The 12,523-nt window shown below is 56.9% G+C and carries 11 protein-coding genes; 2 read left to right on the top strand and 9 right to left on the bottom strand.

The window, feature by feature from the left end; genetic code table 11:
* Positions 1 to 115: 115 nt before the first annotated feature.
* Positions 116 to 1,102, bottom strand: coding sequence for a substrate-binding domain-containing protein (locus AC13Q5_RS28950; RefSeq protein ID WP_488504015.1), 987 nt, complete (start codon positions 1,100 to 1,102; stop codon positions 116 to 118).
* 328 nt (positions 1,103 to 1,430) lie between these two features.
* Here AC13Q5_RS28950 and AC13Q5_RS28945 point away from each other — a divergent pair, with 328 nt between their 5' ends.
* The gene (locus tag AC13Q5_RS28945) at positions 1,431 to 2,438 is read left to right on the top strand and encodes a LacI family DNA-binding transcriptional regulator (protein ID WP_075855026.1); all 1,008 of its coding nucleotides are present in this window, start codon (positions 1,431 to 1,433) and stop codon (positions 2,436 to 2,438) included.
* 156 nt (positions 2,439 to 2,594) lie between these two features.
* Here the strand turns inward: AC13Q5_RS28945 and AC13Q5_RS28940 are convergent, their stop codons facing one another.
* Positions 2,595 to 3,725: a helix-turn-helix domain-containing protein gene (locus AC13Q5_RS28940; protein ID WP_488504014.1), complete on the bottom strand. Its 1,131-nt coding sequence runs from the start codon at positions 3,723 to 3,725 to the stop codon at positions 2,595 to 2,597.
* Between the two features lie 509 nt (positions 3,726 to 4,234).
* Between AC13Q5_RS28940 and AC13Q5_RS28935 the strand changes: the two genes are divergently transcribed.
* The gene (locus tag AC13Q5_RS28935) at positions 4,235 to 4,555 is read left to right on the top strand and encodes a hypothetical protein (protein ID WP_075855133.1); all 321 of its coding nucleotides are present in this window, start codon (positions 4,235 to 4,237) and stop codon (positions 4,553 to 4,555) included.
* 131 nt (positions 4,556 to 4,686) lie between these two features.
* Here the strand turns inward: AC13Q5_RS28935 and AC13Q5_RS28930 are convergent, their stop codons facing one another.
* Genes AC13Q5_RS28930 through AC13Q5_RS28900 form a run of 7 tightly spaced genes read right to left on the bottom strand, consistent with a single transcriptional unit; the run spans position 4,687 to position 11,997 of the window.
* Positions 4,687 to 5,184, bottom strand: a complete 498-nt coding sequence (locus AC13Q5_RS28930) for a DUF995 domain-containing protein (protein ID WP_075855025.1) — start codon at positions 5,182 to 5,184, stop codon at positions 4,687 to 4,689.
* Between the two features lie 30 nt (positions 5,185 to 5,214).
* Positions 5,215 to 6,162, bottom strand: a complete 948-nt coding sequence (locus AC13Q5_RS28925; RefSeq protein WP_488504013.1) for a glycoside hydrolase family 26 protein — start codon at positions 6,160 to 6,162, stop codon at positions 5,215 to 5,217.
* 17 nt (positions 6,163 to 6,179) lie between these two features.
* Positions 6,180 to 6,719: a DUF995 domain-containing protein gene (locus AC13Q5_RS28920; RefSeq protein WP_075855023.1), complete on the bottom strand. Its 540-nt coding sequence runs from the start codon at positions 6,717 to 6,719 to the stop codon at positions 6,180 to 6,182.
* A gap of 1 nt (position 6,720) precedes the next feature.
* On the bottom strand, positions 6,721 to 8,133 hold the full coding sequence (locus tag AC13Q5_RS28915; RefSeq protein ID WP_075855022.1) for a UDP-glucose dehydrogenase family protein: 1,413 nt from the start codon (positions 8,131 to 8,133) through the stop codon (positions 6,721 to 6,723).
* 38 nt (positions 8,134 to 8,171) lie between these two features.
* Entirely contained in the window at positions 8,172 to 10,001 is a 1,830-nt protein-coding gene (locus AC13Q5_RS28910; protein WP_488504012.1) for a glycosyltransferase family 2 protein, read from the bottom strand.
* Positions 9,998 to 10,984, bottom strand: coding sequence for a UDP-glucose 4-epimerase GalE (galE, locus tag AC13Q5_RS28905; RefSeq protein WP_488504011.1), 987 nt, complete (start codon positions 10,982 to 10,984; stop codon positions 9,998 to 10,000). Before galE ends, AC13Q5_RS28910 begins: the two co-directional genes overlap by 4 nt.
* Positions 10,984 to 11,997, bottom strand: a complete 1,014-nt coding sequence (locus AC13Q5_RS28900) for a UDP-glucuronic acid decarboxylase family protein (RefSeq protein WP_488504010.1) — start codon at positions 11,995 to 11,997, stop codon at positions 10,984 to 10,986. The genes galE and AC13Q5_RS28900 overlap by 1 nt, the downstream gene beginning before the upstream one ends.
* Positions 11,998 to 12,523: the final 526 nt, after the last annotated feature.

Here is a 12,523-nt window from a genome sequence, read left to right as displayed (position 1 = left end):
GCCGTCTGGCAGGATTCAAAGTTCGATCCTGAGCGGGCGGCAAGAAGAGCGATCGCGGAGCGGATGCGCCGGCAAAATGCCGACGCATCCCTGTCCGCAAGACCGATAGTATCGGCTATTTGAGATCCTTGGCGGTGACGAGCGTTACATCCGTCTTGACCCAGCCGGTGAATTTTTCGCCGGCATATTCGCGAAGGCCGTACTTGATGCCCATGGCCGCCATTTCCGCACCATATTGCTCGACGGTGGCCAGCATCTTGCCGTCCTTGATCAATGGCTTGACAGACGGAATGTTATCGAAGCCGACAACCTTGATCTTGCCTGCCTGGCCTGATGCGTCAAGCGCCTTGACCACACCGAGGGCCATGGAGTCGTTGGCGGCCATGACGCCTTGAATATCCTTATATTTCGTCAGGAAATTCGTCATGACGGTATTGGCTTCCTCGGTCTCCCAATGCGCGGTCTTGCTGTCGAGAAGATCGAGCTTGCCGGCCTTGATCGAGTCCATGAAGCCGACCTTGCGCTCCTTGGCATTGTCGGCCTCTGGATTGCCCTCCAGAATCACGACCTTCGCGCCAGGTCCCAGATCCTTGGCAAGCGCGTCGCCGGCAAGCTTGGCGCCGGCCGTGTTGTCGGGACCGAAGAAGGCGAGATCGATGCCGGCCGCCTTCTTGGCGTCGGCATCGAGCGGCACGTCAATGTTGATGACCTTCACGCCGGCCTTCACGGCCTTGGCAAGCGGCGTCGCCATGGCCTTGGAATCGGCAGGCGCTACGACGATGATGTCGTATTTCTGCGTCACGAAGTTCTCGACGGCATCGACCTGCGAGGCGAAGTCACGCTCGTCCTTCATGCCGACGGCCTTGAAGTCGAACTTGTCCTTGTTTTCGGCCGCATACTTGTCTGCGCCGGCCTTCATCTGCTTGAAGAACTCATTGGACAGGGATTTCATGATCAGCCCGACCTTGGGCTTGCCTGCAGCAAAGGCAGGCGAGACGCCGCAGGACAGCGCAAGCACGAGAGTGCCGGCCAGCCCGAACTTCAGCGCTGCACGCCGTTTTGCGTTGATCAAGACGGATTGATGCTTTGTAGAATTGGTCATTTCTCTCCTCCCGAACGGTCCTGGGCTCAGCTCCACCTGAGTTGTCTGCGACAATGAACCGTTTCCACGCATATTGGGTAGCATGCCGCCAAGAATTGTCAAGGCGCCGAATTTCGGACTGAAAGGCAGCTGAAATTGTAACTTTACCAGTCCGGGAAGATAGATATGATGAACCGTTTCCATTTGACGCGAGCTTTGCTCTCGCGCGGCGGAGGATAGGCTTGACATGAAGCCTTTGACTAAGGCGGCAGAGATCATTAGCTGAGAGCCCGGATCAGGCGCATCCAGGGCGTCTCGGAAGGTGAAATGAAGGGATATTGGTTCCGTTATGCCAAAGGTTGGAATTCGAGACGTTGCCAAGCTGGCGGGAGTTTCCACCGGGACCGTTTCACGAGTTTTGAATGATCATCCTTCCGTTACGGATGAATTGCGGGCGCGGGTCAGGGGCGTCATCGAGGAGCTCGGTTATATGCCCGACCCCTCTGCCAGAAGCATGCGCGGCAAGGTCAGTCGTCTCATCGGCATCATCATTCCCGACCTCACCAATCCCTTCTTCTCGGAACTCGTCCAATCCGCGGAACAAGCAGCAGCGCGACATGGCTATAACATCATCGTCATGACCTCTTTTGACCATGCGGCCAAGGAGGCGGATCGGATCGGCCAGCTGACAAGTCGGAAGGTGGATGGCATCATCCTTGTTCCGAGCAACGATTTCCATACGCTCAAGTTGCCGAAGGGGCTGCCGATCGTCATCGTCGACCGCCTCCTGCCGGGGTATTCCGGCATTGCTGCCGATCATCGCAGTGGCGTGCGCCTCGGCGTCGAGCATCTTGTGAAGCTTGGCCATCGCCGCATTGGCTTCATTTCTGGTCCCAAAGACTCCGTCCCCGCCAACGATCGTCTCAAGGGCTATCTCGATGCGATGGAACTCGCCTGCGATGGCGAGCAGAATGCAGCGCCGCTGATCGCGGAAGCGGCTTTCGACTATGAAAGCGGCCGGTCTGCCGGAAACTATCTTCTCGCGCGCGCGCGTCACGAGCGCCCAACCGCCATATTCGCAAGTTCCGACCAGCAGGCGATTGGCTGCATGCGTGCAGCCCACGATTTGGGAATCCCGATCCCGGCTGCCCTTTCCATCGTCGGTTTCGACGGCATTCCGCTCGCAAGCATGACAACACCACGCCTGACCACCGTGAAGCAGCCGATTCAGGAAATAGCAGCAGCGGCAGTCGCTGTTTTGCTGAGCAAGCAGGATGCCCCGGGCCTCGGCAAACCACTCTTGCTGGGCTGCGAGATTTCGGAGGGGGAAACAACCTCTTCACCGCAGCCGGATTGAAAGCTGATGATATGTCGGTGATCGCAGCAGGCGCTATAGCCCAATATTGATGAGTTGCATGTATCTTTTTATCTGTGCGTATTGATCCGCTGATATGTCTTCAGCAATCTCCGAACTGTATCGGAATTGCCTTACCACTGCATTGTTTTATACCGGTCAAATCCCGAGCGTATTAAGCCAGTCGCTGAAAGTGGATGTTTCCGTCTTCCGCGGTAGATGCTCTATCTTGCAGTCTCCGGTATGCCTGCGGACTTCGCTTGGGCTGTAGCCGAATTCGTGCGTAAAGGCCCGGCTGAAGTTGGCTGCAGACTCGAAGCCGAGATTGCCGGCGATATCTGCAATTTTCTGACCATTGCTCGCGTCGGCAAGTGCTGCGCGTGCAGCCAGAAGTCGTCTTCTGCGCACGTAGTTCAAGACGCCACCCGATGCCTGGAACAGTTCGTAAAGCCTGGTTCGGGAGATTGCCAATTCACGGCTCAACGCTTCCGGAGTTAGGTCTGCTGATCCGAGATTGCTCTGGATAAAGCGACGAGCTTTCGTCATCAGTCCGATCTCGGAGCTGCGATCGCCGGTCATATGGCCATCCACCAGCGATGTGACGCTATGAAATATCATCTCTTGCAGCTGGTTGCGTACACTATGGAGATCGTCCCTTGTCAAACGATCGAGGTTTGCTTCGAGAAAAGCGATGTAGTCAGCCAGCAGCTTGACGCGTGAGCCCCCCAGGACAATGTTGTTGCTTGCTCCAGGCAGTCCGCCGTGATCGGCAAACAAATCGCAAGGTAGAATGAGGGCGACAGATTGCGCGCTTATGGTGCGGCCGTAAAACGGGCAGCCAAGCGCCCGGATTTCCATCATGCCAGGCTCGTTTTCGACTACATGCCCATTGACGCTGGTCCATGTCTTGCCCGTGCGCAGGAAGGTGATTTGCCAATGGTCTATGGCGCTGAAGCGCACTTTCTCCGGTGAGCGCTCGTAGCTGAAGGCTGGCGTTTGTTGCTGGATGAAGAGCACCCCTTCAAGATTCCAGACGGTTTGACTTGCTACGAAACCATCCCCCGCCTGAGCGCTTTCGGGGAGATAAGCGTCTATCAGCGGCGCCATATGCTTCTGCCAGGCTGGGAATTGCTGGCTGGGAGCCTCATTGGATGTGGAAAATGGCAGCGACGCGAGCTCTGGCAGATCTGTGGTCTGGCCGCAAAGTGGAGCTTCGGAAATGCGAGGCCACCGGCGCCTTTCGACAAAAGCTGATTGTCCGGCGGTAATCTCGGTCTTGTCCCACATCATCGTGGTGGCCTTTCGACAGAACGTGCCAAATCGGCTGGTAGTCGCCGCGGTGTGCTTGCCACAGGCGGATGAAGAGGTCCCGCCCTCATGGAGGCGAATGACAGACGTCCAGAATGGACCGCGCGCCAACAATACAGGCCTCTTATGTCTGCGATCTTCCCCATGCGTCGCAAAACAGCCCGAATTTCAGTCCATCCGAGCGCCCGCCAGGTGGCGGACGGACATAAAGGAAGTGACCGTATCATGTCTCGATAAAAGAATTCTGCCTTGCGGTGCGCCTTGGCCGGCAAACCAAAGAAGTCTGTGGATGTCTGAGCTAACGCTCTGTGCATCCATCGAATGTTGCGCCAAGTTATTGCCATTGCAGGCAGCATTGTTGCAGATCCCCGCCCGAAGGCCATGAGGGGAAATTAAGCAGATTTCGTTAATATTTTCAAGATATTTATAGAAATTGCTTAAATATTTTTCGCTGAAATACACGAATGAAACTTGTCAAGGAGAGTAAACTTATGAGTTTTTGGAAAAACTCTTGCAATCTATCCGCTGGTAATCGAAAAATTGGTGTTGCTGTAGCGGCAATACTTGCGATTGCATCTTCGATAGTCATGACTGAAAATGCAAATGCTGCCGAGAGCGCACATGTAAAGAATAAGACTGTTCAGCTGTATATGAAGAAGTATCAGAAGAACAATGTTGTATTCTATAGTGGAAACTCACTCGCCAAAACGACTTCGGTTTCTGCCCAGGATTACTTCAAGGGGTCTCCCTATATCTGCACGCCAAGTGGGTTTGGAAGAACGTCGCATTGCTACAATCGCAGCGCATTCTGAGTTGAACCGGTCGCTGTCGCGCGGTGCGCGCGGCAAAGAATAGGGGCATTTCCCGGATAGCGGTTCGACGGAACAGGTGAGACGCATGCCGTTCGCTATCCAAGTAAAAGCCCCTATGCGAGTATTCGACTTCAACCGGGCAGATGTCTGCGAACATAGTCGCCCGGCCGCAGTTTCAGAACTTCGTCATCATGTTTGATTGGATTATGACGGAACACATACCATTTTCCGCCTGATGCTCGTTTCTGATAGATGATCCCGGCTTTCTTGCGATGCAGGAAGCAGGACACGTTGGGTGCGGCACTTTTCTTGCTGTACCAGACAGCGCTCATGCAGAGCCTACCGCGATCGGTCGCATACCAGATGCCCCGTGCGTAGGATTTTTTGGCACCCGTGTGCGACCAGGCCGTAAATCGACGGTGATGACGAGAGAAGAAACCGGCCCCGTCTTTCCATATCCAGGAACGTCCCGCGTAGAGCTTTTTCAGTTCCTTGGCGCTCATCGGCATGGCTTGATGAGCCGCACGTGCCGTCATTCGATCGATTTGATGTTGCGTCGCCGCGTTCGCGGTGCCGACCAGCAGCATCGCGAACATGGCATTCAGGATGATGAAACGGAACCAAGACATGTGTTTCTCCTCAAGCTTTCATCATCGCGGTCAATTCAACAGGGGCGGCGTGGCAACGCGCCAGTCCGGCCGGCCCAGACCATCCGGCCAGGGGTAGACTTCACGGTCGTTGAAGTAGACGACCGCTTTCAGGTCAGGGAATTCGGAATGTGGCTTGTTGGCTTCCTCGGCCCATGCGTGAACATAGGCCTCATTTCCCTGGTAGCCCAATTCCGCGATCACGATGGGTTTCTTGAAGCGCTTCACGCGGTCGTAGCCGGGTTTGGTCGCTTCTACAAAGGTCGAATCCCGCCCGAGCTTGCGCAGATCGAACGGCTGGTAACCGAAGACTGACAGCCCGACGACGTCGACGAATGAATCACCGGGATAATAGGCTTCGAGCCCATCCTTGCCCATCGGCGACCACATGTACTTTGCCGAGGGAAGGCTCTTGCGGCAGACGGTAACGGCGTGTCTGTAGGCTTTCACGTAGTCGTCCGCTTTCCAGTAGGCCCAGGTGAACTGTCCGTTCTTCTCGTCCATTTCCTGAGCCCAGCGAATGGTGACGGGCGCATTGAGCTTGGCTGCCGCAGAACAGATTGCCGTCATGTTGGAATCGTAGTGACCCGCCAGAATTCCATTGAGAAGATCGGTTGGCGTGACGCGCCAGTCGCGAGCCCATGACCAGGGCTCGACGGTGATCAACAGCGAACGGCCGCGCTTGCGGGCATAATCGTCTGCCGTACTCAGCGTCGACAGATCGACATCTTCCCAGGGCAGGAAGAGATGCTCGATCTTCGGACTGGGATCATTGGAAAAGTCCCCGTTGGGATCATAGGCACCCCCCGGTAGCGATTGGGATGTGATGATCGGCCTCTTGTCGTTGAAGAGAGGCCGGGTCTCGGCCTTTGCGTCCAAGCCGTTGCTGGCAGCGTACACGCCCCCGCAGAGGGCGCCAGCCGCAAGCAAAGCCGTCGTTAGTTTTGATAGAGTTTTCATCGCATTGCCTCCTTCCTCTATTCGGTCTTGCGGACGGTCAAAGAGGTCTTCAAGGCCTCCAGTCGTTGTGAGACCAGATCGTCGGCGATCAAGTTTGTCGCCTCATCGGTTTTCTTAGTGATGGGATGGCGGAACACGAACCATGCTCCGCCAGTCTCGCGTTTCTGATAGATCGTTCCATCGAGAATGCGATGGACGAAACAGGTCTTGGCCGGAAACTGGCCGTTTGCAGCATGCCAGGTTGCGTCAAGGCAAAGGCGGCCCGTATCCGTCACGGCCCAGCGGCCTTCGGCCCAGGATTGTCCGCCGGTTCCGTCGACCCAGGCTGAAAATCGACGGTCGGTATTCTGCATTCGGCCAGCGCCATCGGGCCAGCGCCAGCTCTTGTCGTGATAGAGCATGTAAAGTTCGGCTGCCGTCATGGGTCTTGCGCCATCCGGCACCTTGGTGGTCGTCGCGGCTACGGCCGCATTGCTCCCCGCTGCAAGCCCAAGCACGATCGCACATGCCAGCGATGCTGCAGGGACCAGGGAGGTCTGTTTCCTTGATGGCTTCATATTATTTCTCCCGTATTGTGATTGGGACGAGCTTTGGCGTTGCCGCCTTTACGGCTCGCGGCCGGTTTCGCCGCTTGGCAATATCGCGCAGGCTGCTATGTGTGCTTGCCGACTTACCTATGGCGCAGACATGAAAGCCAATCTGGCGGGCCGCTTCCGTATCCAGCGCATTTCGCAGATCTATGAGAACAGGCTGACGCAGCTTCTGCTTGAGCTGAGCCAGGTCGATCTTGCGGATGGCGTCCCATTCCGTCATGACGACGACGGCATCCGCATTTTTCGCGCATTCATAGAGATCCTCGTAGAAGTCGACGCTGCTGAGGACCTTTGCTGCATTCTCGATGCCGACGGGGTCATATGCCCGGATGCGGCCGCCCAGGCGCTGCAGGGTTTCGATGAGCGGCACGGACGGCGCATCGCGCATGTCGTCGGTATCGGGCCTGAAGGTCAGGCCGAGAACGGCAATCGTCAGGCCGTCAATATCGCCGCCAAGTGCCTTGGTGACCTTGCGTGCCATGCGCCGCTTGCGCGTCTCGTTGACGGCGAGGGTTTCCTCGACGATACGCAGCGCCACGCCATGGTCCTGCGCCGTCTGCAATAGTGCGAGCGCGCTTTTGGGGAAGCATGAGCCGCCATAGCCGGGGCCGGCGGCAAGGAGGCCTGCTCCGATGCGCTTGTCGAGCCCCATGCCGAGAGCAAGCTCTCCGACGTCGCTGCCCATCTCCTCGCAAAGGTCGGCAAGCTCGTTGATGAAGGTGATCTTCGTGGCGAGAAAGGCATTGGCAGCATGCTTGATCAGCTCGGCCGTCCGACGCATTGTGATGATGACGGGCGTATTCTGGCGCTCGATTGGGACATCATAGAGCTCGACGAGCCGCTTGCAGGCCCACTCTTCCTCCACGCCGAGGACGATACGGTCCGGAACGAGAAAATCGTGCACGGCAACGCCTTCGCGCAGAAATTCCGGATTGGAGGCGACGGCGAAGGTGCCTGCCGTCCGGGCCGAGCTGATGATCCTGTGCACGGCGTCGCCGGTTCCGACCGGCACCGTCGATCTTATCACCACAACGCTATCAGGCGAGATGAGCGCTGCAAGTTCGCGCACTGCCTGATAAATGACGGAAAGGTCGGCGTCCTCTTGCCCCGGATGCGGCAGAGCAGCGATCGCTATGAAGACGATAGCCGCGCCTTCGACGGCCTTTGCGATGTCGCAGGTAAAGTCCAGCCGTCCCGCGGCATAGTTTCGCTCCACCAGCTCGTCGAGATCCGGCTCGTAGATCGGCATCCTGCCGTGACGAAGAGCGGCGATCTTATCGGCATTCTTGTCCACACAGACGACACGATTGCCCCATTCGGCGAAGCATGTGCCGCTGACCAAGCCTACATATCCGGTTCCAATAACAGCTATTTTCATGTGCGTTCCCGCCAATAGCGTCCTTCCCGTCATGAACCTCAGTTGTCTGTGTCACTCACGTGCCAGTGCGGATTGAGAACCATTCTGTGCAGTCCACGCCCGCCAATTCCTGCGCCTGCCACCGAAAAGCGATTGTCGAACAATACGTAGCCGTCGGTGTCCCAAATCAGTGATTGCACTCCGGCGCGGCCGTGCTCCATGATGCCGACAAATGGCAGGGCAGTCAGAGCAAGCAGAGCGCTCGCGAGCGCCGGCCGATAAAGGCGCTTATTCGTGCTGAGCGTGTTTTCACGCGCATGTTGGACGATGATGACCAGCAGCAGTAAAGTATAGATGGCGGCATTCATCGTTGCGAAGATATAGAAGCCGCTGCTCTCTTCGACGCTGACAGACAGCACCGGGGCGATGGAGGCGAGAGAGAGCATGGCATAGGGTGCAAGGACCCGGAACGGCAGCGGGTCGACTTCCGATGTGCCTTTCGGAGTGACGCGGAAATCCACGAACGATCCGGTCGCCCAATCGCGAATGGCAGCCAGAGCACCCACGAGCGCCCACGGCCAGCGAGCAAACAGGAACAGCGTCATCTCCCAGCTCAAGATCCTGGCATCGACCGGTCTGAACGTATGCGTACTGCGCCAGCGATAGGCGAACAGGATCAGCAGGACGGATTGCGGCACGAAGTGCAGCAGGAAGTCGGGGTAAGATACATCGACAAAGGTCTTTCCCCTGATAAGCGCGATGATCGGCATGATGAACATCAGAGCCATGAAGAGCGAGAAGAGTGAATACCAGAGCTGCGAAAACAGGAACTGGATCTTGAGACGTGGCGGCAGCCGCTTGATCAAGCTTGGTGAGTACTGCAGCAGGATCATCATCAGGCTGCGCGACCACTGAAACTCCTGGGTGATGAGATCGGCAAAGGTGCGCGGGCCATCGCCATGAGCAATGGCATCGAGCGCATGAATGCCACGCCAACCATGCGCATTCATCATCAGCGTGGTGGAATGGTCTTCCGCCAGCTCAGGCCCCAGCCCGCCAATGCTCTTGAGGGCCTTGGTGCGAACGGCATAGTGCGAGCCGATGCAAAGCGGCGAGAGCCCGTGATTGAACCCCGCCTGAAGCGACCCGTGCATGCTGGCTTCCGCATAGAGACGGCCACGTGCCGACCAGCTTTCACGGGCGTTCTGGTCGCAAATGCTCGGCGCGGATACATAGCCGACTGCCGGATCGGCGAAGGGACGAAGCATTTGGAAAAGATAGCCTTGCTCGGGCACATGATCGGCATCGAGCTGCACGACGAAATCATAGCCTTCATAGCCGTATTGATCGTAGAAGAAGGCAAGATTGCCTTCCTTGCAGCGGGTGCGCCGCGGCCATGTCTGGCGATGATAGTCTTCCCGTCCCTTCCGGGTGGAAACCTGGACACCATGTTTGCGGCACCAATCCAGCGTCGAGGGTGACGGGTCTTCATCTGCGAGCCAGGTGTCGTGCGGCACCTCCTGCGCCAGCATCGCATCCAACGTCCGGGCGACCACCGCAAAGGGCTCCGATGGCGCTTTGGTTACGACCATGGCGATGCGGCTGCCCGCCGGGAGCCGCAATTGCCCCGTCGGCTTTTCGGCGCGAAAGAAGACGACGATGAAATAGGCCGGAATGACCGTCACCCAAGCGAGCACCAGGGTCAACAAGACCGAACCTGCAACGTCGACATGGTGTGCGGGCGTAAGCCACCAGCTCCAGAAATAGCCGAGTGCCGCAAGCCACAGCATGGCGCAAACCGCATATTCCGCGCGCCGGCGGCCCTGCAGGACCGGCGTCATCAGCGCCCTGTCCTTCATTGCTTCGGCTCGTGTCCGGATCGATGTCATCCTCGCATCTCCAACCCGAAGAAGGGAGCTGCGGTCCGGATGATCGTGTCGATATCCGAATGCAGAGCGCGGAAGCCGAGCTTTTCGGCGGCAAGATCGGAAGCGGCATAGAGGGCAGGCGGATCGCCCGGTCGCCGCCTGTGCATGACGACAGGAACCTTGCGCCCGCAAACGCGCTCGATCGCGCCGACGATCTCCTTGATCGACGTGCCGCGTCCTGTCCCCAGATTGACAGCGAGATTGTCGCCGCCGGCCAACAGATATTCGACTGCCAGGACATGCGCCCTGGCAAGATCCAGCACATGGATATAGTCGCGCACACAGGTGCCGTCCGGTGTGTCGTAATCGTCTCCATAGACTTCCAGGGTTTCGATCGTGCCGGCCGTTGCCAGCAATGCGCGGGGAATGAGATGCGTTTCGGGATCATGCCATTCGCCGAGCTCTTGCTCCGGATCGGCGCCCGAGGCGTTGAAATAACGCAGCGCCACATAAGAAAGTCCGTAGGCGGCCGAATAATCGGCAAGCATATGTTCGGCAATCAACTTCGTTCTGCCATAGGGATTTATCGGCTGGGGCATCTCGCATTCGCGGATCGGCAGATGGGTGGGAATTCCGTAGATCGCGCAGCTCGATGAAAAGATCAGCTTATCCGCTTCCGTACGGCGGCATGCCTCCAGAACCGACAGCGTGCCGTTGACATTGTTGGCATAGTATTTCGCGGGGTTCTCAACGGACTCGCCGACATAGGCTGAGGCGGCGAAATGTATGATTGCCGCAGGCCTGTGGTCCTCGATCGCCTTGGCAAGACGGGGCGTATCGAGAATATCTCCTTGCACAAAAGGCCCCCAGCGCACGGAGGTCAGGTGCCCCGTCGAGAGGTTGTCATAGACGACCGGCTCGAAGCCCCGACGATGGAGGAGCTTTGCGGTGTGGCTGCCGATGAAGCCGGCGCCACCCACGACGAGTATCTTTTGCCTGATCATCACGCAACCTCGAAAAGCTCGCTGTTCGGACGAACCAGCTGACGTTCGAAGTAGGCGATGGTGGATTTCAGCCCATCCGCCAAGGCGACGGATGGTTCCCATCCCAGTTCGCGTTTTGCGACGGTGATGTCGGGCCGGCGCTGGCGCGGATCGTCGATCGGCAAGGGCTTATGGACGATCTTTGAGTTCGAACCGGTGATCGCGATGACCTGTTCGGCAAGGTCACGCACGGTAAATTCCGCCGGATTGCCGAGATTGACAGGCGTATGGATGGCTGTTTGGTCGGCCATCAGTCGAACGAAAGCATTGATCAGGTCGGCGACATAGCAGAACGAGCGCGTCTGGGAGCCATCGCCATAGACGGTGATGTCCTGGCCCTTGAGTGCCTGGACGATGAAATTGGAAACGACACGGCCGTCGTCGGGGCGCATGCGCGGCCCATAGGTGTTGAAGATGCGCGCAATCCTGATATCGACGCCGTGCTGGGCGTGAAAGTCACGGAAAAGAGTTTCGGCGGAGCGCTTGCCTTCGTCGTAGCACGAGCGGGGGCCGAAGGAATTGACGTTGCCCCAATAGTTCTCCGGTTGCGGATGTACCAGGGGATCTCCATAGATCTCCGAGGTCGAGGCCTGGAAGATGCGCGCTTGGTGATGCGTGGCAAGCTCCAGCAGATTGAGCGAGCCGAAGACGCATGTTTTCATCGTATGGATCGGATCGGCCTGATAATGCGGCGGAGATGCCGGGCAGGCCAGATTGTAGATCTCGCTGACAGGCAGATCGAGTGACGCTATGACGTCGTGGCGGATAAAGCTGAATGTGTCGTAGCGAAGCAGATGCCATAGATTGTCCATCCGCCCCGTTGAAAAATCATCCACGCAGATAACTTCGTGGCCATCCTGCAGAAGTCGATCGCAAAGGTGCGAGCCGAGGAACCCCGCGCCTCCCGCAACAAGAATAGTGCGTCTCTTCGTATTTTTTGGAGCTACACTTGCAGATTTGAACGCTATGCCCATCAAACCCTCCCGGTAATTTAGACACGCAGCCGAGTATTCAGGGCGAAGTAAGACTTCCGCCCCTGTTCAAGGCTTTTACAACTGGGAATTATTGCTGCAATTTACGGTTATAGTTTACTAATGTTTAACTATGCTGTCGTTATCAGGGAATGCAGAAGTTTTACATTCTGTCCATTTTTGCGGATATAATAATAGGTGCGTTCTCTCAAAATAAGTTATATTGAGCGCATGTTTTAAGCTGAAGTTTTTACTATGGAATTTATATATACTTATATTATATAGCATATCGATAGAATATCATTGAGTATTGTTATTTATGTTCGCCCCAGACGGAAAAACCGACAGGCGTAAGGGGGAGCTAACCGAAATTCGGCTTCAAATAAATTCGCGCAATATGCTGTGTCACGATGCGCCTCTTCTCCAGCAAGTTTTCGTGTCCGAGCGCGGCGCAACGGCGACAAAAGCGCTGTGGCTTATTTGAGGTTTTGTAAGCGGACATCCCACAAGCCGAATGCCCGGGCGCATG

It is taken from the genome of Martinezella sp. CNPSo 3964, assembly GCF_057784375.1.
This window is presented reverse-complemented; position numbering and strand designations above follow the sequence as displayed.